This window comes from Mesorhizobium sp. WSM4887 (assembly GCF_029625865.1).
Lineage (GTDB): Bacteria > Pseudomonadota > Alphaproteobacteria > Rhizobiales > Rhizobiaceae > Mesorhizobium.
Genome location: NZ_JARTVP010000001.1, coordinates 1,288,444 through 1,311,426, shown reverse-complemented (window position 1 = coordinate 1,311,426; position 22,983 = coordinate 1,288,444). Strand labels below are relative to the sequence as shown.

Sequence of the window (22,983 nt, the reverse complement as noted above, 5' to 3'; positions counted from 1 at the left end):
TAGCAAGAAACTGACCTCCCGCTGCGGCGGACCGGTCCCTAACGATTTGAGAGTTTCTACGATGAAGATCATTGCGTGCGGCAGCGTGCCGACGATCATCGCGCCTGAAAAGTATTTCACCGGCAAGGTGCTGCAGACGCCGATCATCGAGAAGGAGGCGCCGGCGCGGCTGAGGGCAACCCTGGTCAGTTTCGAACCGGGCGCCCGCACGCATTGGCACACGCACCCGCTCGGCCAGACGCTCTACGTCACGGCCGGCGCCGGGCTTGCGCAAACGTGGGGCGGGCCGATCGAGGTGATCAGGGCCGGCGACGTCATCTCCTTCGCGCCGGGCGAAAAGCACTGGCACGGCGCCGGGCCGAAGACCACGATGACGCATGTCGCCATGCAGGAAGCGCTGGACGGCGTCCATGCCGAGTGGCTCGAGGCGGTCTCCGACGAACAGTATGGCGGCTGATTGCCGTCCAACAATACCCGGCACCCGGCGCGAAGCCGGGTTTTGTGGATGGCGGCGTTGCCGATCAGGTCAGCGACGCAGTGAAGCGCTGGATGCGGGTGCAGGCTTCCTCCAGCAGCGCCTCCGATGTTGCGTAGGAGATGCGGAAGTTCGGGCCGAGGCCGAAGGCCGATCCGAACACAACGGCAACGCCTTCGGCGTCGAGCAGCTCCGAGCAGAAGACTTCGTCATTGTCGATGACCTTGCCGGCCTTCGTCTTCTTGCCGATCAGCTCAGCGCAGGACGGATAGACGTAGAAGGCGCCTTCCGGCAATGGGCAAGAGATGCCGCGCGCCTGGTTGAGCATCGACACGACGAGGTCGCGCCGCCCCTGGAAGATCGCCCTGTTCTTGGCGATGAAGTCCTGCGGGCCGTTGAGCGCCTCGACGGACGCCCATTGCGCGATGGTGCAGGCGCCGGAAGTCTGCTGGCCCTGGATCATGTCCATTGCCTTGATCAGCGGCACCGGGCCGGCGGCGTAGCCGATACGCCAGCCGGTCATGGCATAGGCCTTCGACACGCCGTTCATGGTTAGCGTGCGCTCGTAGAGGCTCGGTTCGACCTCGGCGATGGTCTTGAAGACGAAGTCGCCATAGGTCAGGTGCTCATACATGTCGTCGGTCAGCGTCCAGACATGCGGGTGCTTGAGCAGCACGTCGGCCAGGGCCCTGAGTTCACGCTCGGTGTAAGCGGCGCCCGATGGGTTGGACGGCGAGTTCATCAGCAGCCATTTCGTCTTCGGCGTGATCGCCCTTTCCAGCACCTCAGCCGTCAGCTTGAAGCCGTTGTCGATCGAGGTGTCGGCAAAGACGGACGTGCCGCCGCAGATCGCCACCATTTCCGGGTAGCTCACCCAATAGGGGCGCGGGATGATGACCTCGTCGCCGGGGTTCAGCGTCGCCATGAAGGCGTTGAACAGGATCTGCTTGCCGCCGGTGCCGACGATGGTCTGCTCCGGTCGGTAGTCGAGATTGTTCTCGCGCTTGAATTTTTTCGCGATCGCCTCGCGCAGCGGCGCGATGCCGGAGACCGGCGGGTACTTGGTCTCGCCACGCCGGATCGCCTCGATCGCCGCGTTCTTGATGTTATCGGGCGTGTCGAAGTCCGGCTCGCCGGCGCCGAGGCCGATGACGTCACGGCCGGCATTTTTCAGCTCACGCGCTTTCTGCGTCACCGCGATGGTCGCGGAAGGCTTCACGCGGGAAAGGGCGTCGGCAAGAAAGGCCATGACAGAGCGTCTCCAAGAGAAGGGCGCGGCCAGGAGCGGCCGCGGCGCCTCTCATGTCGCATCATCGGGCCAAGCGCAAGCATTGTCGGGTGATCCAGAGGTCAAGGTGGCGTGAGCGGCAACTATAAATTCATCAACGAGCGGTAAACCCTTGGCTGGCAGGATGGCAGATCGAATTCCGCTTATTCTGCGGAGCGAGGGACCTTTGTCGCGCAGCATCGGGCTTGCCCATATCATCCGTCATGATGACGGCACCTCAAGCGGTGTCTGGGGAATCTACACGCTGCAGAGCGCCTTCCAGCCAATCTTCGCCTTCGATGGAGGCAAGCTTTCGCTCGTCGCCTTCGAGGGGCTTATCCGCCCGTTCCGCGACGGTGAGCCGCAATCGCCGATGAGCTTCTTCGGCACTTGCCCCGCAGGCGACCGGCTGCATATCGAGGCGCTGACCAGGACGCTGCATCTGCTCAACGCCGGCGGCTGTCTGCCGCAAGAGGCGTCGATTTTCGTCAATTTCGATCCGTCGGTGTTCACCGACCGCGCCATCGTCGACAAGGCGCTGCGCGACATGCGGCTGGTGCTGCACGAGGCCGGCATCGACCCGCGCCGTATCGTGTGCGAGGTCACCGAGCAGAAATCGGCTTCGCAGGAAACGCTCTACAGCTTCGTCGAGGCGCTGCGCGCCAACGGGTTCCGCATCGCCGTCGACGATTACGGCGCCGACGAATCCGACATCAACCGCATCAAGGAATTGCGGCCGGACATCGTCAAGTTCGACGCCAACTGGATCACGCAGCTGATGGAGTCCGGAGCCGGATTCGCGCTGCTGACAACGATGGTGACGAGCTTCGAAAGTCAGGGCATCCGCACGGTTTTCGAAGGCATCGAGGAAGGCTGGCAGCTCGAGCTCGCCGAGAAATCCGGGGCGTCGATGGTGCAAGGCTATGTGCTTGCCCGGCCGGAGCTGGCCTCGACCAGTCTTCGCGTCTTCGGCAAGAGCGTGCAGGCGCCCGCGGCCGGGGAGGGCAAAACGATCGCGGCCGCCAGTCCCGCTCCGGTGGCGTCAGCTCGCCCGACCAAGGCGTTTGGGCGCAAGGTGACGCCATGATCGGGCGGCCCGACAGGCAGCGCCCCGAAAGGCGGCGAAGTGTCGCCGAAGCGATCTTCGAAGACGAGATCGGCCTTCAATTCGGCGTCTATGGCGAGTTCCGGCTGTGGAGCGCCTACCAGCCGATCTTCGCGCCGCGTGGCAGATCGCTGCAACCCGTCGCCGTCGAGGCGCTGATCGAGCCGCGGCGCGTCGCGACGCCGGTTGCGCCGCAAGTTTTCTTCGACAGCGTTGCGGCAAAGGACCGTCTGTTCGTCGAGACGATGTGCCGGATGCTGCATCTCGGCAACTACCGCAACATCGGCGTCGATGGCCTTACCCTGTTCTTCAACTACAATCCGATGATCAACGATCATCCCGGACGGGCGCTCGCCGAGATCCGGCTGATGGCCAGGCATCTCGGCGATTTCGGCCTCGAGCCGGCCATGCTGGTCTGCGAGATCACCGAGCAGGCAGCCGACGAGCATGTGCTCGCCCGCCTCGTGCGCGAGATGAGGCGTGGCGGTGTCCGCATCGCCATCGATGACTTCGGCACCGGACATTCGACCGAAGCGCGCATCGGCCTGCTGTCGCCCGACATCGTCAAGATCGACGGCGGCTGGTTCGCCGAGTTCTGCCGCCATGCCGCCGCCGAGCGGTTCTTCCGGCCGCTGGTTTCGACGCTGCACGACCGCGGCGCCAAGGTGCTGGTCGAGGGCATCGAGCATGCCACGCATCTGCGCGTCGCGCTCGATGGCGGCGTCGACCTCCTACAAGGATATCACCTCGCCCGCCCGGCGCTCGCCGGCACCATCTTCAACGAAGAGCCGCTGGCGATCGATGCGCTGCTCGGTATGGACAACAAGGTAGTGCCTTTGCATCAGCGCCGCTGATGCTTTCACTCAAAAACAAATCACTGGATGAACCCCGCACAGGCGAGTTAGAGGCAGCTGATCGTTCGTCGCGCGCGGAGAGGGCCATGATCCTTTATGACATGATCGACAGCGGCAATTGCTACAAGCCGCGTCTGTTGATGGCAAAACTCGGCGTTCCCTTCACCCGCATCGAAGTGAGCTCGCACACCGGGGAGACGCGCAAGGCCGACTATGTCGCCAAGAACCCCAACGCGATGGTGCCGCTGATCGAGCTCGACGACGGCCGACGCATCGCTGAATCCAACGCCATTCTGCTCTATCTCGCCGAAGGCACGCGCTTCCTGCCGGCCGACAGATATGAGCGGGCGCTGGCCTATCAGTGGCTGTTCTTCGAGCAGTACAGCCACGAGCCCTATATCGCGGTGCGCAAGGCGCTGCTCACATTTCCCGAGAGGGCGAAGGATGCGACGCCGGAACGGTTGGCGCTTACCTTGGAGCGCGGCAACAAGGCGCTCGGCGTGATGAACAAGCATCTGGAGCAGAACGCCTTTTTTGCCGGCGCCAGCTACAGCGTCGCCGACATTGCGCTCTATGCCTACACTCACACCGCCGAGATGGGCGGTTTCCAGCTCGACGCCTATCCGGCCGTGGTGGAGTGGCTGAAGCGGGTCGAGACGGACAAGGGGCACGTGCCGATCGATTGGGTGGGGTAGTCTGTTTCTATGCCGCAGCATCTTGCAGCCGCCGAATGCTGGCTATTTGATGAGACGATCGTATTCGGCATGGGGTGCCGATCCAGATCCAGTCGAAGCCATCAGCGCTTTCGAGGGCCAAGGCCGATAATTGTCGTCTATCCTGGCCGACCAAAGCTCTCCCACCTTTTTGAAATGGAGGGATGGATGTCGCGGATTGGTCTCATCGAAGTGAAGTTCTTGTCGGCCGGTACGGCGAACTGCCTTTGGTCACGCAGTTTGCCGGCAGCAAAGTGGGACCACAAGCGCGGGCGGCGGCTTGCCAATTCAGGTAACAAAAAAGGCGGGACCATGCCCGCCTTCCTATGCCGGTAGCCTGATCGGGAGCGTTGGGGCCGGGCCGGCAGCTATCTGCTGTTCCAGCTTGTCGGGTCCTTTCGCTCCGGCGCGCTTATCGCACGACCGTCAGTACATCCGTGACTTGCCGCCCGCTCCAGGCTCTCGCCCGGTGCGCGTCGCTAACTAGGCGCATTGTGCAATGCCAGGCGATCACGCCCGGCTGCAAAATGCCAGCGCCAAATCAGGCTGCCTTGCTCAGAGACCCAGCAGCGGACTTGCCGGTGCGGCGGTCCTGCTCGATCTCGAAGCTGATCTTCTGGCCTTCAACGAGGGTGGTCATGCCAGCGCGCTCGACGGCGGAGATGTGGACGAAAACGTCCGCGCCGCCATTGTCGGGCTGGATGAAGCCGTAGCCCTTGGTGGCGTTGAACCACTTAACCGTACCAGTTGCCATGTAGAGTCCTTCACATTTGCTTCGTTTGACCGGACCAAAGCCCGGCCGGTGGTATCGAAATTTTGGAGATAGACGTCAGCAAACGCGAAGATCGCGGCCCGATCGATCGGCCAAATTCAATGCGCCGGATATAGTATGGTTCGCGAACGAAAACAAGATGGCGTTACCGGCATGTGCCGCGATAGCGTCCAACGGAGCCCACTGCGCTTGGAAGGTTTGCGGCCAGGGATGCGTTGTGGAGGGAAGATACGCTTGCTGTTGCGGGAGAAGATCATGAGGACAATTCTGCTTGCCGCCTGCCTGATGTTGGTGGCCGCCGAGGCGCAGGCCGTCTCGCGCTACGACCCGACGCGCATGAGCTGCGACCGCGTGCGGGCGACGATCGCCAGGCAGGGCGCGGTCATCCTGCGCTATCAGTCGACGCGCGTGCGGGGACTGCCGCTTTATGACCGCTATGTGCGGGACGAGCGCTTCTGCAACATGGGCGAGGTGAGGGCGCGGGCCTATGTGCCGAGCGCCGATGTCAAATCCTGCCCCGTCTATATCTGCAAACGGCCGGACTTCGACCGGCATTTCCGACGGCGGATCTTTCCGCGTCATTAGAGTCCGGCGTTCGGCAAGCTGTGTCAGAACGCGAATGATGCCTGAGCGGCCGGCGGCGGACCGACCCGCACGCCTTCCATGGCCAGCATCTTCTCCTTGGTGGCCGAGCCGCCGGTAGCCGAGAAGCCGCCGATCTTGCCCCCCGCGGCAAGGATGCGGTGGCAGGGAATGACCAGCGGCACCGGATTGGCGCCGAGGGCTGCACCGGTTTCGCGGGCAAGCCCGGCATGGCCGGCCCGCTTGGCCAGTTCGCCATAGGTGGTGGTCTCGCCGAAGCCGAGCTTGCGCGCAGCGTCATAGATGGCGAGGCGGAAATCGTCGACGCCGTCGAGATCGACCGGCACGCCGGAGAAATCGACATCCTCCCCGGCCGCATAGGCCTTGATCGAGGCGATCAGTTCGACCACCCATTGCGGCTGTTCGGTGGAGGTAGAGACGCCGGCATGGCGAAACAGGCGGCGCTCGACCGCTTCGCGGCTACGCTCGGGCAGGCAGAGCCGGATCAGGCCCTTTTCGCTCCAGGCGATGCCCATGAAGCCGATCACTGTTTCTAACACTGCGTGGCCGGCCGTGATCGGCAATGCGTTTTCCATGGGTGCGCTCCTTTCCGCAAACTGCGAAAAACGGGTACATCTACAGTACAGATGGGGAACAATATCGCAGTTTGCTTCGAGTCTCGCCACCTGAAAGCTGCACACTGGCCCTGATTGCCCGGTTGGAATCGCTGGTGTAAGGACTTTTCAACAACCGACAATCGGACCTGCAGGGCTTGGCAGCGAAAATCATCCTCACCGCGATCGGCGTGCTCGTTGCCGCTGCCAGCCTCAGCGGCTGTACCTCGACCTCACAGATGAAACCCTCGCCGGCGCTTGCGGCGGCATCGACGCCGGCCGCCGAGGACGACACACCGACCATCGCGCTGCCCGAAACCGTTGCTGTGCTGCCGGAGCCTTCCGGCCTCGCTCAGGTGCAAACGGCGGCGCTGACCGGCGATGCCGTGGCCCTGGCGACGGCACCTGGGGCGACGGCGCCTGGCGCGACGACGGCTGGTGCGCCGTTGCCGCCGCCGGCGCAACCCGGCGCCGCCCTTCCGCCGCCGGCGCAACCTGCCGCGTTCGCCGGCTCGACACCCGTCGCCGGGCAGTTTCCGCCGCCGCCGGTGCTGCTGGCCGGCGCATCGCCGACCGGCCCCGGTGCGCTCAAGCAGGCCGCCGCCTACAAGAGCGCCGCTGTTGCCATGCCGGTCACCGGCCAATCAGCGAAGGTGGCTCCCATGCCGGGCGTGCAGCAGGTCGCCTATGTGATGCCGCAGAACCCGGCGCTGCTTGCCCAACCGGGCCAGCCCGAACAGCATGCCACAGGTCCGCGCGCCGAGATCGAGCGGCTGATCGAGAAATATTCGGCGATCTACGAAGTGCCGGTCGATCTGGTGCGCCATGTCGTCAACCGCGAGAGCACCTTCAATCCGAAGGCCTATAATCACGGTCATTGGGGACTGATGCAGATCAAGCACGCGACCGCACGCGGCATGGGCTATGACGGGCCGGCAGCCGGCCTGTTCGACGCCGAAACCAATCTCAAATACGCTGTCAAATACCTGCGCGGCGCCTGGCTGGTCTCGGGCGGTAATGCCAAGCGGGCCGACCAGCTCTATCAGACGGGCTATTATTACGACGCCAAGCGCAAGGGCCTGCTCGATCAAACGGGTCTCGGCGTCGACCGCCGCCGCCTGCAGCCAGGCGCCTGAGCGCCGGCAACGAGGCGCGTCCCATCGGTCTTTGGGGCAGTTGCATGCGTGACACTGACAGCCGCCGGCCGCCGACCCCAAACGATGTCCGCCTTCGCAAGCTTCTCGATGATGCGCTGACCGCGCCGCATTGGCCGGAAGGCTTCGTCATGCGCCCGTTCGAGCACAGGGATGCGCAGGCCCTGCACGCGCTGCTGGAAGAGGCATTCGACGACGGCGCCGAAGGTCCGTTCGAAGAATGGTGGCCGCGCATCTCAGACGATGCCGAGTTCGATCCGGACCTCTGTTTCCTCGTCATCGACGGCAAGGGGCTGCTGGCGGGCGCCGCGCTTTGCTGGGCGTCGGGCTTCGTCAAGGATCTGGCGGTTCATCCGGACTCGCGAAGGCACGGCATCGGCGAGGCGCTGATGCGGCACGTGTTCCTGACTTTCCGCGACAGGGGTGCAGCCCATGTCGACCTCAAGACCAACACGGTGAAGAACCCCGCCGCCTTCAGGCTTTACGAGCGGCTCGACATGCTCCCAGTGGCGTGGGAAGGGTAACGCTTCGCGGCATTTGCCTGCGGCGGCACAACCGAATGCGGGGCGCATTGTGAACCGCTTCACACAAGCTGACGTTAGGGCATGCTAATGCGTCGTGGTGCAGGGCGGCCGATCGGCGGATCGACGCTGGCAAGGCGTCGGAGAGGCTGTGCCGGCATGCGTCAGCCACTCCAAGGCGGGCTCCGGGGCGGCGGGTTTCGGAGCCCGCCCGCTTTGGGCGTGCGGCCAATCGCGAGATCTCCCTTAACCGAGTGACTCGGGTCAGTCCCCTCGCGGCCCGTCCCCGATGGCCATGTCTGGAACCCCGAAGCGTCGCTCCGCATTCAATGCGGGCGGAGGGTCATCATCAGCCGACGCGGCAAGGTCCGCGTGGACGGTTCCGAGGCGAGGCCCACCAGCATGAAATTTTACCGCGCATTCCTCGCACTTGCCGTCGGCGCGATGCTCGCGGTGGCGCCGGCTCGCGCGGTCGAGCTGTCGATCGTGTCGGGCGACACGGGCAACGGCATCAAGGTCTTGCGCGAGATACTCGACCGCTACCAGAAGCAGAGCGGCAACAAGGTCGACATCGTGGTGATACCGCCGTCGGGCACCGACCAGTTCGGTCAGTTCAGATTGTGGCTCGCGGCGGGAAACAGCGACATTGACGTCTACCAGACCGACGTGATCTGGGCGCCGCAGCTTGCCAGCCAACTCGTCGATCTCACCGCGGCGACCAGGGATATCGTGGCCGAGCACTTCCCGTCGATCATCCAGTCGCAGACCGTGAACGGAAAGCTGGTGGCGCTGCCGATCTTCACCGACGCGCCGGCACTCTATTACCGCAAGGATCTGCTCGACAAATACGGCGCCAAGGTGCCGACCACCTGGCAGGAACTGGCCGACACCGCCAAGCTCGTCATGGACAAGGAGCGCACCGCCGGCAACAAGGACCTGTGGGGTTTCGTCTTCCAGGGCAACGCCTATGAGGGGCTGACCTGCGATGCGCTCGAATGGGTGATGTCGAATGGCGGCGGCCAGATCATCGAGCCCAACGGCACGGTCTCCATCAAGAACCGACAAGCCGCGGCCGCGCTCGACATGGTCAAGGGCTGGATCGGCACCATTGCGCCGCCGGGCGTGCTCGCCTACCAGGAAGAGGAATCGCGCGGCGTCTGGCAGACCGGCAATGCCGTCTTCATGCGCAACTGGCCCTATGCCTATGCGCTCGGCAACAGCGAGACCTCACCGATCAAGGGCAAGTTCGATGTGGCGCCGCTGCCGGCAGGAACCGGCGAAGACGCCCGGCCGACGGCAACGCTCGGCGGCTGGAATCTCGCGGTTTCCAAATATTCCAAGCACCAGGACGCGGCGATCGATCTGGTGAAGTTCATCGCCTCGCCCGAGATGCAGAAATATCGGACGCTGAGGACGTCCAACCTGCCCACCATCAAAGCGCTCTATGACGATCCCGATATCGCCAGGGAACAGCCGATCGTCCCGCGCTGGAAGCAGATATTCCTCAACGCGGCGCCGCGCCCTTCGGCGGTCGCCAAAATCAAGTACAACGAAGCCTCGAGCCAGTTCTGGACGGCCGTCCACAACACCATGTCGGGCGACGGCAGCGCCGCCGACAATCTGGCCGATCTCGAAGCTAGGCTGACCAAGCTGAAGGGCAAGGGCTGGTGAGGGCGATGCCTGTGAGCCGCTCGCGCCTGATGCGGCAACGCGTGCGCTCGGCCTGGCTGTTTCTGGCGCCGATGCTTCTGGTCCTTGCCGCCGTCGCCGGCTGGCCGCTCCTGCGCACTTTCTACTACAGCTTCACCGACGCCTCATTGGCCGATCTCGACGCCCGTCAATGGGTCGGCTTCGACAATTATTTCTCGATGCTCAGCATGCCGAGCGGCCGCGTGCTCTATGACGGGCTGCTCGCCGATCCGGTCTGGTGGCGCGCCGTGTGGAACACGCTGCTCTTCGCCGTGGTGTCGGTGAGCTGCGAAACGGTCCTCGGCATGATCGTGGCGCTCGTTCTCAACGCCGATTTCAGAGGCCGCGGCTTCGTCAGGGCGGCGATCCTCATTCCCTGGGCGATCCCGACCATCGTCTCGGCCAAGATGTGGCAGTGGATGCTCAACGACCAGTTCGGCATCATCAATGCGGTGCTGCTCAACCTTGGCCTGATCGACGCCAAAATCGCCTGGACCGCGAGCACCGACACGGCGATGATCGCGGTACTGATCGTCGACATTTGGAAGACGACGCCGTTCATGGCGCTGCTTTTCCTCGCCGCGCTGCAGATGCTGCCGCGCGATGTTATCGAGGTCGCCAGGCTCGACGGCGCCAATCCGTGGCAGATCTTCTGGAAGGTGACCTTGCCGCTCATCCGCCCGGCGGTCATGGTTGCGGTGATCTTCCGCGCGCTCGACGCGCTGCGCATCTTCGACCTGATCTACGTGCTGACGCCCAACAATGTGCACACCAAATCGATGTCGGTGTTCGTGCGCGAGAACCTGTTCGAGTTCGACAAGTTCGCCTATGGCTCGGCCGCCTCGACGCTGCTTTTCCTGATCGTCGCGCTGCTCACCATTTCCTACATCCGCATCGGCCGGATAGAGCTGGAAGGAGGCCGCTGAGATGGCGATGTTGAAGCGTTTAGGCTTCTTCCTCCTGGTGGGGGCAATCGTCTTCGTCGCGGTGTTTCCGCTCTATTACGCCGTCGTCACCAGCCTGAAATCCGGCACCGAGTTGTTCGAGGCGAGCCTTTGGCCGCAGGCGTTAAGCCTCGCCAACTACAGGAACGTGCTGGTCGAAGGTCCTTTCCTGCGCAATCTCTTGAATTCCTTGGTCGTCTCGGGCGCCGTCGTGCTCATCTCGCTGCTGCTCGGCGTGACATCCGCCTACGCGCTGGCACGCGTCCGGTTCCGCGGCCGTTCGGCGCTGATGCTTGCCATATTGTCGGTGTCGATGTTTCCGCAGGTCGCGGTGCTGGCCGGCCTGTTCGAGATCATCCGGGCCTTCGGCCTCTACAATTCGCTCATCGGACTGATCTTCTCCTACATGATCTTCACGCTGCCGTTCACCGTCTGGGTGCTCACCGCCTTCGTGCGCGACCTGCCGGTCGAAATCGAGGAAGCGGCGATCCTCGACGGCGCGACGCCATGGATCATCGTCACTCGCGTCTTTCTGCCGCTGATGTGGCCCGCATTGGCGACGACAGGGCTGCTCGCCTTCATCGGCGCATGGAACGAGTTCCTGTTTGCGCTGACCTTCACCTCCAACAACGCGCAGCGCACGGTGCCGGTGGCGATCGCGCTGCTTTCCGGCAACTCGCAGTTCGAGATCCCCTGGGGCAACATCATGGCCGCTTCGGTGATCGTCACGGTGCCGCTGGTGGTGCTGGTGCTGATCTTCCAACGCAAGATCGTTTCCGGCCTAACCGCCGGCGGCGTGAAGGGATAGGCCGTGCTGATGTTCAGGTGATGCCGGGCTGCGAATGGCGGTGTCCTGCGCTTCGGTGTTCACGTACTTCAAGCACGCTCCGGTATTCTCGGTACGACCATCCTCGGCTCGGCCTGACCCTGACTCAACACGGCCTCCTTCACGCCCTCAACGCAACCGGCAGCGCCATTTCGCGTTGGAAGTGCAAGGGGCTGATCGGAGATTCCAGATGAAAACGCTTCTGACCGCGGCCGCCATGGCGCTCCTTGCCGGCGCGCCGGCCACCCTTGCTCAGTCGAGCGACAGCAACGATGTCGCGCCAATGGCGGCAGACAACAAGGTCGACACGCAGACTTTCGTCACCACCGTACCCAATGCCAACGAGTTCGAAATCCAGGCGAGCAGGCTGGCCGAGGAGAAGTCGCAGTCGGACGAAGTCAAGGCTTTTGCCGACGAGATGGTCAGGGACCACATCAAGGCCGGGGAGGATTTCAAGGCGGCGATGAGCCAGGGCCAGACGACGGCTTCTATCAAGCCTGCCGGCCCCGCTCTGGGGCCTAAGGAACAGCAGATGCTAGGCGAGCTGAAGCAGGCGAGCGGCACGGAGTTCGACCGGAAGTATATCAAGATGCAGATGGATGCGCACAGGGACGCGGTCGCGCTGTTCAGCACCTATGCCAATTCCGGCGACGACCCGGCGCTGAAGGAATTCGCCAAGAAGACTCTGCCGGTGCTGAAAATGCACGAGAAGCATGTGAAGGAACTGGCGGTGGCGCATCACGGGTGAGGGCGTGGTTTCTGCCCCCCGCAGCGGGTCCTCAGCTCGCCTTGATCTGCTCGACCGCCGTTGCCAGCAACTCGTCCATGGCCTGGCGAATCTGGGCATCCGACTGGACGACGCCCGCCGCGTCGAAGTCGGCACGGACCTTGCGGAACACGTCGTTGTCGCCCGCTTCCTCGAAATCCGCGCGCACCACCTCTTTCGCATAGGCGTCGGCATCCACGCCGGATTTGCCGAGCTTTTCGGCGGCCCACAGGCCGAGCAGCTTGTTCCGGCGCGCCACGGCCTTGAACTTCGTCTCCTCGTCCATTGCGAATTTCTTTTCGAAGCCTTCCTGACGGTCCCTCATGCTGCTCATGGTTTGCCTCGCTCAGACGTGAGTTCGACCGCCTCCGATGCATGCGAAGAGCGGCCAGGAGAAGCGAAAATGGGGAGCATGAAGGCCTGTAGCAAGGCCTGATCGTGGTGTGGACGCCGCGGACCCGAAATTCGTGCCATGCCGGGCCGAAGCTCCGATGTGATTTGACCTGGCCGGGCCGTAGCCTACTTTCGACCTGGCAGGAGGAGTGGAGGAGACGGGCGATGAAGTCACCGTTGAACCATATGCAGGGCGTCGTGCTGACGGCGGCGTTGATGTTTGCTGCCGGCACTGCCGCCTATGCCCATCACGGCTGGTCGTGGACGCAGGACGACTTCTTCGAGCTCAAGGGCAAGATCGCGGCGATCTATATCGGCAATCCGCATGCGACGCTGGACGTCGATGCGAAGGGGGAGGTGTGGCGGGTGGAGATGGCGCCGCCGGCCCGCACCATCGCCGCCGGCTTCACCGAGGAGGTCGCCAAGGTCGGCGACGCGGTGACCGCGATTGGCCATCGCTCGCGCGAGGAGGCGGAAAAGCGCATGAAGGCGGTGCGCATCATCGTCGGCGGCAAGCGCTACGACGTCTATCCCGACCGACTGCCGCCGGCCTAGATGGCGGAGTTTCTGGCCGGCATCGAGCAGCTTGCCTTGGTGCGCGGGCTGAAAGCCTCCTTCGTCGCCTATCCGATCGTCAATGCGCTGCACATCATGGCGGTCGGCGCGCTGCTCACCAGCGTCGGCCTCATGGATTTCAGCGTCCTTGGCGCCTTCCGCTCGCTGCCCCACGCGCCGTTCGTCGCGCTGCTGCGCCGCGTAGCCCTTGGGGCGTTTGGCGGCGCGATCATCACCGGGGCGCTGCTGTTTTCGGTAAAGGCGGGCACCTATGCGGCGATGCCGATCTTCGTTGCCAAGATAACACTGATCCTGCTGGCGGGGGCCAATTTCCTCGCCTTCACGCGCTTGACCCGCACGAGCGGGGTGGCCGAGTCGGCCGGGGGCATCGCGGCCGTCCTGGCCGTGATTTCGCTCGGCCTGTGGACCTGCGTGCTTTTCGCCGGGCGGTTCATAGGGTTTTTGTGAAGCAGTTCCACGAAGAGCCGGCTGCTGCTCAGATGTCCGGCGCGTTGCCGACTTTCTTCTTCATCTCCAGCGCCCAGGCGCGGCCTTCGTCGCCGCCCCACAGCAGCCAGGCGATGTAGCCGGCAGAGGGATTTTCCTCGTTGCCGTAGTTCTTGCCGCGCTTGTCGACCTCATGGCGGGCGAAATAGCTGACCATGCGGCGGATGGTCGAGGGTGAAAGGTTCTTGCGGTTCTTCAACTCCGTCGCCCGCGCGACGCCAATCTCGGTGCCGCCGCGGCCGAACTCCTTGCGCAGGCGCAGCCCCTTGGCGGCGTTGTCGGCGACTGTCTGCGAGCACCGCAGGTCGATTTCGCCTTCGGACATGTCATTCATCGCAGATTTTTAGTCTACGAGCAGAATGCGGGGAAGCAGAGTTCCGAAGTTGCTAATCGGTGCCGGTACCAATGCCCTGAGATGAAAGGGCACGAAGTCGCGCTCTACGGCGCAATCCTAAGCAGGCGAAACGGGCGCTCAGTCGATAGGCCAGCGGTTGCGGCAACGGTTCATTAATAGTCAGCCAATCGCTGGAATGGGCCGCCCGAATGAGCGTTGCCTTGTCGCCTGCCGCCGAAGATTGGCAAGACGATTCATTAGACAGAGATTGCACCGTGGCTGGTGCGCTTCGTAGCGCCAATAGCCTTACCCAAAATATTCCTGCAGCGGCCGGACCTCGAGGTTCCCCGCCCTTAGCGCCGCGATCGCCTCGGCCACGGCCGCAGCACCCGACAGCGTGGTGTAATACGGCACCTTCTGCATCAGCGTCGCGCGGCGGAGCGACTTCGAGTCCGACACGGCTTTCTGGCCGTCGGTGGTGTTGAAGACGATCTGGACCTGGCGATTGCGGATGGCGTCCTCGATGTGGGGGCGGCCTTCGAGTACCTTGTTGATCTTTTCCGCCGTCACGCCGTTCTCGGCGAGGAAGCGGGCGGTGCCGGAGGTGGCAAGCACCTTGAAGCCCTGCTCGGCGAGGCGTTTTACGGCGGGCAGAATTCCCTTCTTGTCTTCGTCGCGCACCGAGACGAACAGCGTGCCCGCGCGGGGGAGATCAACACCCGCCCCTAGCTGGCTCTTGGCGAAGGCCAGCGCAAAGTCGCGGTCGAGGCCCATCACCTCGCCGGTCGAGCGCATTTCCGGCCCGAGCAATATGTCGACGCCGGGGAAGCGGGCGAAGGGGAAGACGGCTTCCTTGACCGCGATATGGCCGGGATTGCGCGCGTCAGGCATGGCGCCGTAATGCGCGAAGGCGTTTTCCAGCGTCTCGCCGGCCATGATGCGGGCGGCGATTTTCGCAATGGGACGGCCGATGGTCTTGGCGACGAAGGGCACGGTGCGCGAGGCGCGGGGATTCACCTCAAGCACATAGACCGTGCCGTCCTTGATGGCGTATTGCACGTTCATCAGGCCGCCGACATTGAGCGCCCGGGCAAGTGCGGCGGTCTGGCGTTCCAGCTCGTCGACGAGTTCCGGCTGCAGCGAATACACCGGCAGCGAGCAGGCGCTGTCGCCCGAATGGATGCCGGCCTCCTCGATGTGCTCCAGGATGCCGGAGACGAAGGTTTCCTTGCCGTCGCAGAGGCAGTCGACATCGACCTCGGTGGCGCCGGTCAGATAAGTGTCGAACAAAAGCGGGTTCTTGCCGAGCAGCGTGTTGATCTGGCCGGTCTTGTCGGCCGGGTATTTCTGCTTAATGTCCTCCGGCACCAGGCCGGGCACGGTGTCGAGCAGATAGGTCTGCAGCATGCCTTCGTTGTAGATGATCTGCATGGCGCGGCCGCCGAGCACATAGGACGGGCGCACCACCAGCGGAAAGCCGAGCTCGGCAGCGACGAGGCGCGCCTGCTCGACCGAATAGGCGATGCCGTTCTTCGGCTGGGTGAGCCCGAGCTTGTGCAACAGCTTCTGGAAACGGTCGCGGTCTTCCGCAAGGTCGATCATGTCGGGTGAAGTGCCGAGGATCGGGATGCCGGCCTTCTCCAGCGCGTCGGCCAGCTTCAGCGGTGTCTGGCCGCCGAATTGGACGATGACGCCGACCAGTTCCCCGGAGGCCTGCTCGGCGCGCAGGATCTCCAGCACGTCCTCCGGCGTCAGCGGATCGAAATAGAGCCGGTCGGACGTGTCGTAGTCGGTCGACACTGTCTCCGGGTTGCAGTTGACCATGATCGCCTCGAAGCCGGCGTCGCGCAGCGCAAAGGCGGCATGGCAGCAGCAATAGTCGAACTCGATGCCCTGGCCGATGCGGTTCGGGCCGCCGCCGAGGATGACGACCTTCTTGCGCGACGAGACGCGCGCCTCGTTGGCGAGCTCGCCGGCGAAGGGCGTCTCATAGGTCGAGTACATGTAGGCGGTCGGCGAGGCGAACTCGGCGGCGCAGGTGTCGATGCGCTTATAGACCGGATGAACGCCGAGCTTTTGCCTGGTCTTCTGAATGACTTCCGCGTCGGTTCTGGTCAGCGACGCCAGGCGTGCGTCGGAGAAGCCCATCGCCTTCAGCATGCGCAGGTTCGGCGCATCCTGCGGCAGGCCGTGCTCGCGGATGCGCTCTTCCATGGCGATGATGCCGGCGATCTGCTCGAGGAACCAAGGGTCGATCTTGCACATGGCGTGCACGTCTTCGAGCGAGGTGCCCATGCGGATCGCCTGCGCCACCATGCGCAGCCGGTCGGGGGTCGGCGTGCCGAGCGCGGCGCGGATGGCATTGCGGTCGTCGACGTGGTCTGCCGAGCCAAGGCCGGGGATCTCGATCTCGTCGAGGCCGGTGAGGCCGGTTTCCAGTCCGCGCAGGGCCTTCTGCAGCGATTCCTGGAAGCTGCGACCGATGGCCATCACCTCACCCACCGACTTCATGGCGGTGGTCAGCACCGGCTCGGCGCCCGGGAATTTCTCGAAGGCAAAGCGCGGGATCTTGGTCACCACATAGTCGATCGACGGCTCGAACGAGGCCGGCGTCGCACCGCCGGTGATGTCGTTCTCCAGCTCGTCCAGCGTGTAGCCGACGGCGAGCTTTGCCGCGACCTTGGCGATCGGGAAGCCGGTCGCCTTCGAGGCGAGCGCGGACGAGCGCGAGACGCGCGGGTTCATCTCGATGACCACGAGGCGGCCGTCGGCCGGATTGACGGCGAACTGGACGTTGGAGCCGCCCGTCTCGACGCCGATCTCGCGCAGCACCGCGATCGAGGCGTTGCGCATCATCTGATACTCTTTGTCGGTCAAGGTCAGGGCCGGCGCGACGGTGATGCTGTCGCCGGTGTGCACGCCCATCGGGTCGAGGTTCTCGATCGAGCAGATGATGATGCAGTTGTCCGCCTTGTCGCGGACCACTTCCATCTCATACTCCTTCCAGCCGAGCACGCTCTCCTCGATCAGCACCTCCGTGGTGGGCGAGGCGTCGAGGCCGGACTGAACGATGTCGTAGAATTCGGCGCGGTTGTAGGCGATGCCGCCGCCGGTGCCGCCCATGGTGAAGGAGGGGCGGATAATCGCCGGCAGGCCGACATGGTCGAGCGCTTGCGCCGCGATCGCCATGGCGTGGCTGATATAGCGCTGCTTGCGGTCGCCTTCGCCGAGATTCCAGCGCGTCTCCAAAGCATCGAGCGCGGCATCGAGGTTTTCGGGGTTCTCGGCTTTGAGCGCGGCGCGCTCGGCCTCGTGGATCTTGCGGTCGGCGTCCTTGACTTCTGTGGCGTTGGCCAGCATCGAGCGCGGCGTCTCCAGCCCGATCTTGCTCATCGCCTGGCGGAACAGCGCGCGGTCCTCGGCCTTGTCGATGGCCGCCGCGTCGGCGCCGATCATCTGTACTTGATAGCGGTCGAGCACGCCCATGCGGCGCAGCGAGAGCGCCGTGTTGAGAGCCGTCTGGCCGCCCATGGTCGGCAGCAGCGCGTCCGGCCGCTCCTTGGCGATGATCTTGGCCACCACCTCGGGCGTGATCGGTTCGATATAGGTAGCGTCGGCCAGCTCCGGATCGGTCATGATGGTGGCCGGGTTGGAGTTGACCAGGATGACGCGGAAACCCTCTTCCTTCAGCGCCTTGCAGGCCTGGGTGCCGGAATAGTCGAACTCGCAAGCCTGGCCAATGACGATGGGGCCGGCCCCGATGATCAGGATCGACTTGATGTCGGTGCGTCTTGGCATATTCGAAAAATCCGTTCGGCGAGCGGCTTGCACGAAAAACCGGGACGGGGGAGGTCCCGGCCGGTTGTGCTTGCGATTCAGGTATCAGGCTAGGAGGGCCTTATAGGGAAGAGTTTTGCGGGATGTAACCCCGAAAATGAAGGCAGTAGGGCAGTAGGGCAGTAGGGCAGTAGGGCAGTAGGGCAGTAGGGCAGTAGGGCAGTAGGGCAGTAGGGCAGTAGGTGCTTTCTTTCCCCTACTGCCTTATTGCCGCACTGCCTTACTCCCCCAGCGCCAGCGCATCCGTGATCTCGAACCGCTCCGACACGCCGATGCGGATCATGTTGAGGCTGCCTTCGCGGGTGAAGCGGAATTCGTCCGAGGAGTCGGAGCCGGCGGGCTTGCCGTCATGGAAGTTGATGATGCGCGCGCCGCCGTCCGGCCAGGTCACCGTCACGGAGCTGTCGCCGCCTTTTTGCGCGACACTGATTTCGCACCGGGTCATCGGTTGGCCGACATGACGCGCGCACGGGATGCCGGCATCCAGGGCGGTGTCGGACTGGGCATTTGCCGCGGCCGCGAAGGCGAGAGCATAAGCGTCCTGCATGGCGGTCTGTCCGATCTCGGCCGCGGAGGGCGGATCGGCCGGGTCGCCGCCGCCCAGGCGCGCCGCGATGTCAAGCTGCGGTTCTTCGGGAGGTGGCCGGGGTGCGGCAGCCGCGGTCGCCGACGTGGCGGTGTCTTCAGGGGGCGACGCCGGGTTGTTGGGGCTGAGATAGCGGGCCGGCGCCCAGCCGGTTATGTGGGCGTCCTGCGTGTCCTCGACCTTGCACCATGGATAGTTGTTGACGGCCTTGCAGCCGTAATTCTTGACGGCCGCGCCGTTGGGCAGGCGCGCCTCGATCTTTCCGCCCGGTGAAGCGGTAGCGCGAATATTGAGCAAATCATCCGGCGCGAGGCCACCGATGATCGAGATGATTGTCCCGGGCGCATCCTGAGCCAAGGCCGGCAGGGCGGCCAGGCACAAAGGGGCGGCGATCAGCATCGTCGATCGGAGCGTGGCTTTGCGCTTCATCCCTCGGCCATAAACAATGCACTTCAAACGTGGCGCTCAATCCTGGCTATGAGCTTCGCTCAACCCTGGATATGAGCTTCGCTCAATCCCTTATAAAACCAGTCCGCAGCGCTTGCGCCCATTCCGGTCTTCCCGCTTGTTCGGCCTGCTTTGCGGCGGCTTCATGGTCGTAGTCGACGGCAATGCTCTCAAAGCGGCTGGGACGGCCGTCAGTGCCAGATTCGACAATGCCGTAGCGCGCATGCGGCGTGCCCTGCTGGGACACATGCACCGGCGGCGTGTCATCGTCATAGGCGGGGCAGCCGACGCTGCCGGGATTGAAGATCACCGGACCGCCGGGGATGCGGATGAGCTCGTTGCGATGGCTGTGGCCGCACAGCACCAGGCGGCAGGCCGGATCGACCGGTTTGAGCCGGCGCCTGATCGCGGCAAGCGGGGCGCGCACCAGCTGGCCATCGACAATGGCGTCGGCGAGATATTTCTCGTCATGATACGGCCGGGCGTGGAAGGCGACGACGCCGGGCGCGATCTCCAATGTCAGCGGCAGGGCGAGCAACGCCTCGCGCTGCGACGCGGTCAGCCGTTCCTGGGCGAAGCGATCGGACGGCCACATGGTCTCGTCGGCCGTATCCTGCGCCACGCGGCGGTCGTGATTGCCGCGCACCGTCGGCAGGTTCAGCGCCTGTAGCCGTTCCATCGTCTCATGCGGCCAGAGCGGTCCGGAGACGCAGTCGCCCAGATTGAGGGTGATGTCGGCGCCGCCGCGCGACCGGAGATCGTCAAGCACGGCATCTAATGCCAGGAGGTTGCCATGGATGTCGGCGATAACAGCGATGCGCATGCGGTTCAGGCCGAAACCTCGACTTCGGCGGTGCCGACCGCCGGCAGATCCTTGTCGCCGTCAGCCGCGGCGATCACGCTGTCGAGCAGGCCGGGGAAGCGCCTGTCGAGGTCGTCGCGGCGCAGGGTGATCAGCCGGCTGGTGCCGACCGCTTCGGTGCGCGTCACGCCAGCCTCGCGCAGCTTGGCGAGGTGGTAGCTGAGATTGGTCTTGGAGGCGAGGTCGAGGAACTTGCCGCAGTTCATCGGCACGCCTTCCTTGCTGGCGAGAAAGCGCACGATGGCCAGCCGGGTCGGGTCGCCGAGCACGGCAAGCACGATCGGCAGGCTGATCTGATCGGCGGTCGGATGAGGCAAGGTCATGGCTGAGAATTAAGCGCAAACGGCACCAACTTCAACGCATCTCCGCTTCTTGCTTGGTTACGCAGCTTCCCGGTTTCTACGCCGTCCTGACACAGGGCTGTCAGCAGGGTTCCGCTAATTTGCCCAAGTTCCGTTGACATCATGCTCCTTCATGTCCAATTGTTCAATAACTTTTGAACAAAGGACATATCCCATGGACAAGCGGATCTTCTGGCTTGCGCTCGGATCGTTTGCGATCTCGACCGAAGGCTTCGTCATCTCCAGCCTTCTTCCCGATATCGCCGCGGATGCCGGCATCTCCGTTCCGCTCGCCGGCTCGCTGATCACCGCCTTCGCGCTCGCCTATGCGATCGGCGCGCCGATCCTGGCGACGCTGACCGGCGAGTGGGACCGGCGGCGCGTCATCCTGTGGACGCTGGTGTTCTTCGTCATCGGCAATATCGTCGCGGCGCTAAGCTCGTCCTTCGAATTGCTGCTCATCGCACGCATCGTCATGGCGCTGTCGTCCGGCCTGTTCGCGGCAACCGCGCAAGGCACGGCCGTGGCGCTGGTCGACGACCATCACAGGGCCCGCGCCATCGCGGTCGTGGTCGGCGGCACCACGGTGGCGGTCGCGGTCGGCGCGCCGCTCGGCGCGCTGGTGGCGGCGATTGCCGGCTGGCGCGGCACGTTCTTCGCCATTGCCGGCCTCGGCGCGCTTGCCGGCGCGATCCTGTGGTGGCGGCTGCCGCGCGGTATTGTCGGCACCAGGCTGCCGCTCAAGGCGCGGCTGGCGGCGGCGGTCCGTCCCGGCGTGTTGCCGATCCTGGTCACGACCGTGCTGGCGCTGGTCGGCGCCTTCACCGTCTTTGCCTTCATCGCGCCTCTGGCGATCGAGTGCGGCGGGCTCAGCCCGCTGGCGCTTCCCGGCATGCTGCTCGCATTCGGCGTTGGCGCCGTCATCGGCAACATCGCCGGCGGCCAGGCGGCCGACCGTTTCGGCGCGGCGCGCACGGTTTGCTGGTCGCTGGGGCTGAGCGCAGCGATGCTCGTTACCCTCTCGCTGATCTCGACCTTCCTGCCGCATTCGATCGCCGGGCCGGCGCTGATGGGCATGATGGTGCCGTGGGGCATCGTCGGCTGGGCCTTCCCGCCGGCCCAGGCGAGCCGGATCATCAAAATAGCGCCCGATGCCGCCCCGATCGTGCTCTCGCTCAACGCCTCGGCGCTTTACTTCGGCGTCGCTTTGGGCGCTGTGGTCGGCGCCGCCGTGCTGCGCTTCGGCGCACCGGCCGATCTCGGCCTGGTCGCCGCGGTGTTCCCGATCCTGGGTCTGGGCATCGTCTTGGCGGGAAGGCTGCTTGCACGCCCGGTGGCAATGCCGGCCGAATAATTGCATTCAAACCTGATCGGCGGCCGCTTTTTCAGTTCGAAAAGGCGGCCGCCGGCATCTCCAGGTCGAGGTCGGCCACGGCGTCCAATGCCGCGCGAAGCTTCGCCGCCTGCTCCGCGCCGACCTTGTCCTCGAATTGCCGCTGCGCGACGCTCCAAAGCTTGAGCGCCTCGTCGAGCTTGGCCTTGCCTTGCGACGTCAGCCGGACGCGCTTGACGCGGCGGTCGTCCTTATCGGGAAAAGTCTCGACATAGCCGTCGCGGATCAGCGGCTTCAGCGTGTGGCCGAGCGCGGACAGATCCATGATCAGCGCCTCGGCGATGGTGCCCATCGCCGGCTCATCGCTGATGTGGATCTGAAAGAGCAGCCCGAACTGCGTGCTCTTCAGGCCCGACGGCGACAGCGCGTCGTCGTAGAAGCGGCCGAGGCTGCGCGCAGCGCGCCGCAGCGTGGCATTGTTGCAGTCGCTGAATCCCGGCTTCCGAGCTTCGTCCATGATCGCTCCTTGCCGGCGCAAAGACGCGCCGGCCTGTCGCAGAAATAGTTTTCGCCGCTGCCGTTGACAAGATAGTGGCATATACCTACTTCGGCAAAAGTGGCATATGCCACTAAATGAAATCAGAGGTTCGGCTGATGATGCGATCATCGGCGCCGAGCCGCGCGAAGCGAACAAAGGAACAGGACAATGAGCACGAAGGACAACAAGGGCACGGCCGTCATCACCGGCGCATCGTCGGGCATCGGCGCGGTCTACGCGGACCGGCTTGCGGGGCAGGGCTACGACCTGGTGCTGGTGGCGCGCCGCGCCGACCGGCTGCGGGAGCTGGCCGACAGGCTCTCCTATGCCTATGGCCGCAAGGTCGAGACGATCGTCGCCGACCTTGCGGCCGATGCCGATCTGCGCCGTGTCGAGCAGGCGGTTTCGACGGACGACAGCGTGACGCTGCTGATCAACAATGCCGGCGTGGGCGGCCTGGAGACGATTGCCGACGCCGATGCCGATGCGGCCGAACGCATGATCAAGGTCAATGTCGTGGCGCTGACCAGGCTGACCCGCGCCGTGCTGCCGGGCCTCATCAAGCGCAATCGCGGCGGGATCATCAACATCGCCTCCGTCGTCGCCTATGGCATTGCCGTTGGCGGCATCTACAGCGGCACAAAGGCCTATGTCGCCAACTTCACCGAAGCGCTGCAAAAGGAAGTCGCCGGCACCGAAGTGAAAGTCCAGTCCGTCGTGCCTGGACCGGTCCGCACCGAGTTGTGGGACGTCTCCGGAATCAGCCTCGACAGGCTCAATCCGGACTGGATCATGAGCGCCGAGGATCTGGTCGACGCGGCACTTGCCGGCTTCGCCCAGGGCGAAACCGTCACCGCGCCCGGCCTTGCCGACGCGGCCGGGCTGACGGCCTATCTCGGCGCCAGAGACCAGTTCTTCGGCAGCCTGTTCTCCGGCAAGCCGGCGGCGCGCTACGCCGTCTGACCTCT

25 protein-coding genes are annotated in these 22,983 nt (G+C 64.4%); 15 read left to right on the top strand and 10 right to left on the bottom strand.

Annotated features, from left to right (window positions below; translation table 11 throughout):
• Positions 1 to 61: 61 nt before the first annotated feature.
• Positions 62 to 457, top strand: a complete 396-nt coding sequence (locus P9230_RS06265) for a cupin domain-containing protein (protein WP_066994518.1) — start codon at positions 62 to 64, stop codon at positions 455 to 457.
• Between the two features lie 64 nt (positions 458 to 521).
• On the opposite strand, the gene P9230_RS06260 is transcribed toward P9230_RS06265, so the two are convergent.
• A complete protein-coding gene (locus P9230_RS06260; RefSeq protein WP_127245943.1) occupies positions 522 to 1,724 on the bottom strand; it encodes a pyridoxal phosphate-dependent aminotransferase in 1,203 nt (400 codons plus the stop codon).
• 205 nt (positions 1,725 to 1,929) lie between these two features.
• Between P9230_RS06260 and P9230_RS06255 the strand changes: the two genes are divergently transcribed.
• The 3 genes from P9230_RS06255 to P9230_RS06245 all read left to right on the top strand — a co-directional run bounded on the left by P9230_RS06255 (position 1,930) and on the right by P9230_RS06245 (position 4,396).
• Positions 1,930 to 2,829 carry an EAL domain-containing protein gene (locus tag P9230_RS06255; protein WP_095823235.1) on the top strand — a complete coding sequence of 300 codons (900 nt, stop codon included), beginning with the start codon at positions 1,930 to 1,932 and terminating at the stop codon, positions 2,827 to 2,829.
• Entirely contained in the window at positions 2,826 to 3,701 is an 876-nt protein-coding gene (locus P9230_RS06250; RefSeq protein ID WP_278117939.1) for an EAL domain-containing protein, read from the top strand. Before P9230_RS06255 ends, P9230_RS06250 begins: the two co-directional genes overlap by 4 nt.
• Before the next feature lie 86 nt (positions 3,702 to 3,787).
• Positions 3,788 to 4,396, top strand: a complete 609-nt coding sequence (locus tag P9230_RS06245) for a glutathione S-transferase family protein (RefSeq protein ID WP_278117937.1) — start codon at positions 3,788 to 3,790, stop codon at positions 4,394 to 4,396.
• A gap of 559 nt (positions 4,397 to 4,955) precedes the next feature.
• Here the strand turns inward: P9230_RS06245 and P9230_RS06240 are convergent.
• On the bottom strand, positions 4,956 to 5,168 hold the full coding sequence (locus P9230_RS06240; protein ID WP_066994534.1) for a cold-shock protein: 213 nt from the start codon (positions 5,166 to 5,168) through the stop codon (positions 4,956 to 4,958).
• A gap of 273 nt (positions 5,169 to 5,441) precedes the next feature.
• Between P9230_RS06240 and P9230_RS06235 the strand changes: the two genes are divergently transcribed.
• Positions 5,442 to 5,771: a hypothetical protein gene (locus P9230_RS06235; RefSeq protein WP_278117935.1), complete on the top strand. Its 330-nt coding sequence runs from the start codon at positions 5,442 to 5,444 to the stop codon at positions 5,769 to 5,771.
• Between the two features lie 23 nt (positions 5,772 to 5,794).
• Here P9230_RS06235 and P9230_RS06230 read toward each other — a convergent pair whose 3' ends face one another.
• Positions 5,795 to 6,364, bottom strand: coding sequence for a methylated-DNA--[protein]-cysteine S-methyltransferase (locus P9230_RS06230; RefSeq protein WP_066994936.1), 570 nt, complete (start codon positions 6,362 to 6,364; stop codon positions 5,795 to 5,797).
• Positions 6,365 to 6,540: 176 nt separating this feature from the next.
• Between P9230_RS06230 and P9230_RS06225 the strand changes: the two genes are divergently transcribed.
• From P9230_RS06225 to P9230_RS06200, 6 genes are all read left to right on the top strand, one after another.
• Positions 6,541 to 7,518, top strand: coding sequence for a lytic transglycosylase domain-containing protein (locus P9230_RS06225; protein ID WP_278117933.1), 978 nt, complete (start codon positions 6,541 to 6,543; stop codon positions 7,516 to 7,518).
• A gap of 44 nt (positions 7,519 to 7,562) precedes the next feature.
• On the top strand, positions 7,563 to 8,060 hold the full coding sequence (locus tag P9230_RS06220) for a GNAT family N-acetyltransferase (RefSeq protein ID WP_278117931.1): 498 nt from the start codon (positions 7,563 to 7,565) through the stop codon (positions 8,058 to 8,060).
• A 399-nt stretch (positions 8,061 to 8,459) separates the two neighbouring features.
• Positions 8,460 to 9,728 (top strand): ABC transporter substrate-binding protein, encoded by a 1,269-nt coding sequence (locus P9230_RS06215; RefSeq protein WP_278117929.1) that lies wholly within the window; start codon positions 8,460 to 8,462, stop codon positions 9,726 to 9,728.
• 5 nt (positions 9,729 to 9,733) lie between these two features.
• Positions 9,734 to 10,672 (top strand): sugar ABC transporter permease, encoded by a 939-nt coding sequence (locus P9230_RS06210; protein ID WP_095826842.1) that lies wholly within the window; start codon positions 9,734 to 9,736, stop codon positions 10,670 to 10,672.
• 1 nt (position 10,673) lies between these two features.
• Positions 10,674 to 11,498 (top strand): carbohydrate ABC transporter permease, encoded by an 825-nt coding sequence (locus tag P9230_RS06205; protein WP_067326710.1) that lies wholly within the window; start codon positions 10,674 to 10,676, stop codon positions 11,496 to 11,498.
• Positions 11,499 to 11,706: 208 nt separating this feature from the next.
• Positions 11,707 to 12,264 carry a DUF4142 domain-containing protein gene (locus P9230_RS06200; RefSeq protein WP_278117926.1) on the top strand — a complete coding sequence of 186 codons (558 nt, stop codon included), beginning with the start codon at positions 11,707 to 11,709 and terminating at the stop codon, positions 12,262 to 12,264.
• A gap of 31 nt (positions 12,265 to 12,295) precedes the next feature.
• Here P9230_RS06200 and P9230_RS06195 read toward each other — a convergent pair whose 3' ends face one another.
• The gene (locus P9230_RS06195) at positions 12,296 to 12,616 is read right to left on the bottom strand and encodes a DUF1476 domain-containing protein (protein ID WP_066994550.1); all 321 of its coding nucleotides are present in this window, start codon (positions 12,614 to 12,616) and stop codon (positions 12,296 to 12,298) included.
• A 224-nt stretch (positions 12,617 to 12,840) separates the two neighbouring features.
• On the opposite strand from P9230_RS06195, the gene P9230_RS06190 reads away from it, so the two are divergent.
• On the top strand, positions 12,841 to 13,230 hold the full coding sequence (locus P9230_RS06190; RefSeq protein ID WP_067326721.1) for a DUF6152 family protein: 390 nt from the start codon (positions 12,841 to 12,843) through the stop codon (positions 13,228 to 13,230).
• Positions 13,231 to 13,698, top strand: coding sequence for a hypothetical protein (locus P9230_RS06185; protein ID WP_067326725.1), 468 nt, complete (start codon positions 13,231 to 13,233; stop codon positions 13,696 to 13,698). It begins immediately after the preceding gene.
• Between the two features lie 28 nt (positions 13,699 to 13,726).
• Here P9230_RS06185 and P9230_RS06180 read toward each other — a convergent pair whose 3' ends face one another.
• The 5 genes from P9230_RS06180 to P9230_RS06160 all read right to left on the bottom strand — a co-directional run bounded on the left by P9230_RS06180 (position 13,727) and on the right by P9230_RS06160 (position 20,126).
• Positions 13,727 to 14,062, bottom strand: coding sequence for a hypothetical protein (locus P9230_RS06180; RefSeq protein ID WP_278117922.1), 336 nt, complete (start codon positions 14,060 to 14,062; stop codon positions 13,727 to 13,729).
• Positions 14,063 to 14,377: 315 nt separating this feature from the next.
• Positions 14,378 to 17,869: a carbamoyl-phosphate synthase large subunit gene (gene carB / locus P9230_RS06175; protein ID WP_278117920.1), complete on the bottom strand. Its 3,492-nt coding sequence runs from the start codon at positions 17,867 to 17,869 to the stop codon at positions 14,378 to 14,380.
• Positions 17,870 to 18,128: 259 nt separating this feature from the next.
• Positions 18,129 to 18,893 carry an SH3 domain-containing protein gene (locus P9230_RS06170; protein ID WP_245457323.1) on the bottom strand — a complete coding sequence of 255 codons (765 nt, stop codon included), beginning with the start codon at positions 18,891 to 18,893 and terminating at the stop codon, positions 18,129 to 18,131.
• 112 nt (positions 18,894 to 19,005) lie between these two features.
• Entirely contained in the window at positions 19,006 to 19,764 is a 759-nt protein-coding gene (locus P9230_RS06165) for a metallophosphoesterase family protein (RefSeq protein ID WP_278117917.1), read from the bottom strand.
• Positions 19,765 to 19,769: 5 nt separating this feature from the next.
• Positions 19,770 to 20,126 (bottom strand): helix-turn-helix transcriptional regulator, encoded by a 357-nt coding sequence (locus P9230_RS06160; protein ID WP_127217380.1) that lies wholly within the window; start codon positions 20,124 to 20,126, stop codon positions 19,770 to 19,772.
• Positions 20,127 to 20,319: 193 nt separating this feature from the next.
• On the opposite strand from P9230_RS06160, the gene P9230_RS06155 reads away from it, so the two are divergent.
• Complete coding sequence (locus P9230_RS06155) at positions 20,320 to 21,498, top strand: MFS transporter (RefSeq protein ID WP_278117915.1); 1,179 nt, start codon at positions 20,320 to 20,322, stop codon at positions 21,496 to 21,498.
• Positions 21,499 to 21,529: 31 nt separating this feature from the next.
• On the opposite strand, the gene P9230_RS06150 is transcribed toward P9230_RS06155, so the two are convergent.
• Positions 21,530 to 21,994, bottom strand: a complete 465-nt coding sequence (locus tag P9230_RS06150) for a MarR family winged helix-turn-helix transcriptional regulator (RefSeq protein ID WP_278117913.1) — start codon at positions 21,992 to 21,994, stop codon at positions 21,530 to 21,532.
• Between the two features lie 189 nt (positions 21,995 to 22,183).
• Between P9230_RS06150 and P9230_RS06145 the strand changes: the two genes are divergently transcribed.
• A complete protein-coding gene (locus P9230_RS06145; RefSeq protein WP_127215862.1) occupies positions 22,184 to 22,978 on the top strand; it encodes an SDR family oxidoreductase in 795 nt (264 codons plus the stop codon).
• Positions 22,979 to 22,983 lie beyond the last annotated feature (5 nt).

Excerpts from the sequence above, each read along its gene's own strand:
- P9230_RS06265 (WP_066994518.1), top strand. The coding sequence starts at position 62 with ATGAAGATCATTGCGTGCGGCAGCGTGCCGACGATCATCGCGCCTGAA.
- P9230_RS06260 (WP_127245943.1), bottom strand. The coding sequence starts at position 1,724 with ATGGCCTTTCTTGCCGACGCCCTTTCCCGCGTGAAGCCTTCCGCGACC.
- P9230_RS06250 (WP_278117939.1), top strand. The coding sequence starts at position 2,826 with ATGATCGGGCGGCCCGACAGGCAGCGCCCCGAAAGGCGGCGAAGTGTC.
- P9230_RS06245 (WP_278117937.1), top strand. The coding sequence starts at position 3,788 with ATGATCCTTTATGACATGATCGACAGCGGCAATTGCTACAAGCCGCGT.
- P9230_RS06240 (WP_066994534.1), bottom strand. The coding sequence starts at position 5,168 with ATGGCAACTGGTACGGTTAAGTGGTTCAACGCCACCAAGGGCTACGGC.
- P9230_RS06235 (WP_278117935.1), top strand. The coding sequence starts at position 5,442 with ATGAGGACAATTCTGCTTGCCGCCTGCCTGATGTTGGTGGCCGCCGAG.
- P9230_RS06230 (WP_066994936.1), bottom strand. The coding sequence starts at position 6,364 with ATGGAAAACGCATTGCCGATCACGGCCGGCCACGCAGTGTTAGAAACA.
- P9230_RS06220 (WP_278117931.1), top strand. The coding sequence starts at position 7,563 with ATGCGTGACACTGACAGCCGCCGGCCGCCGACCCCAAACGATGTCCGC.
- P9230_RS06215 (WP_278117929.1), top strand. The coding sequence starts at position 8,460 with ATGAAATTTTACCGCGCATTCCTCGCACTTGCCGTCGGCGCGATGCTC.
- P9230_RS06210 (WP_095826842.1), top strand. The coding sequence starts at position 9,734 with ATGCCTGTGAGCCGCTCGCGCCTGATGCGGCAACGCGTGCGCTCGGCC.
- P9230_RS06205 (WP_067326710.1), top strand. The coding sequence starts at position 10,674 with ATGGCGATGTTGAAGCGTTTAGGCTTCTTCCTCCTGGTGGGGGCAATC.
- P9230_RS06200 (WP_278117926.1), top strand. The coding sequence starts at position 11,707 with ATGAAAACGCTTCTGACCGCGGCCGCCATGGCGCTCCTTGCCGGCGCG.
- P9230_RS06195 (WP_066994550.1), bottom strand. The coding sequence starts at position 12,616 with ATGAGCAGCATGAGGGACCGTCAGGAAGGCTTCGAAAAGAAATTCGCA.
- P9230_RS06190 (WP_067326721.1), top strand. The coding sequence starts at position 12,841 with ATGAAGTCACCGTTGAACCATATGCAGGGCGTCGTGCTGACGGCGGCG.
- P9230_RS06185 (WP_067326725.1), top strand. The coding sequence starts at position 13,231 with ATGGCGGAGTTTCTGGCCGGCATCGAGCAGCTTGCCTTGGTGCGCGGG.
- P9230_RS06180 (WP_278117922.1), bottom strand. The coding sequence starts at position 14,062 with ATGTCCGAAGGCGAAATCGACCTGCGGTGCTCGCAGACAGTCGCCGAC.
- carB (WP_278117920.1), bottom strand. The coding sequence starts at position 17,869 with ATGCCAAGACGCACCGACATCAAGTCGATCCTGATCATCGGGGCCGGC.
- P9230_RS06170 (WP_245457323.1), bottom strand. The coding sequence starts at position 18,893 with ATGCTGATCGCCGCCCCTTTGTGCCTGGCCGCCCTGCCGGCCTTGGCT.
- P9230_RS06165 (WP_278117917.1), bottom strand. The coding sequence starts at position 19,764 with ATGCGCATCGCTGTTATCGCCGACATCCATGGCAACCTCCTGGCATTA.
- P9230_RS06160 (WP_127217380.1), bottom strand. The coding sequence starts at position 20,126 with ATGACCTTGCCTCATCCGACCGCCGATCAGATCAGCCTGCCGATCGTG.
- P9230_RS06155 (WP_278117915.1), top strand. The coding sequence starts at position 20,320 with ATGGACAAGCGGATCTTCTGGCTTGCGCTCGGATCGTTTGCGATCTCG.
- P9230_RS06150 (WP_278117913.1), bottom strand. The coding sequence starts at position 21,994 with ATGGACGAAGCTCGGAAGCCGGGATTCAGCGACTGCAACAATGCCACG.
- P9230_RS06145 (WP_127215862.1), top strand. The coding sequence starts at position 22,184 with ATGAGCACGAAGGACAACAAGGGCACGGCCGTCATCACCGGCGCATCG.